The organism is Bacillus sp. LR--39, from assembly GCF_053613335.1.
In genome coordinates this window covers 1-1,205 of sequence record NZ_JBSIOT010000249.1, presented here as the reverse complement: position 1 = coordinate 1,205, position 1,205 = coordinate 1, and the positions used below count along the sequence as shown (strand labels likewise).

At 49.1% G+C, this 1,205-nt stretch carries 1 protein-coding gene; it reads left to right on the top strand.

The window, feature by feature from the left end; translation table 11 throughout:
- Window positions 1–1,205, top strand: a 1,205-nt coding sequence (locus ACWHAR_RS22230) for a non-ribosomal peptide synthetase (RefSeq protein WP_452087850.1), incomplete at both ends; no start/stop codon positions are given.

Genomic DNA, 1,205 nt, shown 5'->3' with positions numbered 1-1,205 from the left:
TTGTAGGGCTGTTCATTAATACATTGGTGCTCAGAACTGATACGTCCGGTGACCCAAGCTTTCGTGAGCTTCTAGACAGAGTACGGGAAGTGAATCTGGCCGCCTATGACAATCAGGATCTGCCGTTTGAGAGACTTGTAGAGGTGCTCAATCCGGCTCGTTCGCGTGCGACGCATCCTTTATTCCAAATCATGCTTGCGTTCCAAAACACACCGGACGCTGAACTGCATCTTCCTGATATGGAGAGCAGCCTGCGAATCAACAGTGTCGGTTCTGCCAAGTTTGATTTGACGCTGGAAATCAGTGAAGATCGCCTTGCTGACGGGACACCAAACGGAATGGAAGGACTGCTTGAATACAGCACCGATCTTTTCAAGCGGGAAACTGCTCAGGCTCTTGCTGACCGTTTGATGCGGCTGTTGGAGGCTGCCGAGTCTGATCCTGACGAGCAAATCGGAAATCTGGATATTCTTGCGCCAGAGGAACGCAGCAGCATGGTGGCTGATTGGCAAAATGTATCTGAAAAGATTCCGCACGCATGTTTGCCAGAGCAATTTGAGAAGCAGGCTGCTTTACGTCCTGATGCCATTGCCGTTGTATATGAAAATCAGGCACTGAACTATGCAGAGCTGAATGAAAGAGCAAACCGGCTTGCCCGAATGATGATTAGTGAAGGTGTCGGGCCGGAGCAATTTGTGGCATTGGCACTGCCCCGATCGTTGGAAATGGCTGTCGGCCTATTGGCGGTGCTAAAGGCCGGGGCAGCTTATCTCCCTCTTGATCCGGATTATCCGGCTGATCGAATTGCTTTTATGCTAAAAGATGCACAGCCTGCGTTTATCATGACGAACACTAAAGCTGCAAATCACATTCCGCCAGTTGAAAACGTGCCGAAAATCGTGCTGGATGATCCCGAGCTGGCAGAGAAACTAAACACATACCCTGCAGAGAATCCAAAAAATAAGGATAGAACTCAGCCGCTTTCGCCTTTGAATACGGCATATGTCATTTATACATCCGGCTCAACAGGTGTTCCAAAAGGTGTGATGATTCCTCACCAAAATGTAACACGTTTATTTGCAGCGACCGAGTACTGGTTCCGTTTCAGCTCAGATGATATCTGGACCATGTTCCATTCCTATGCGTTTGATTTTTCGGTGTGGGAGATCTGGGGTCCTCTGCTGCATGCCGGACGTCTTGTAATC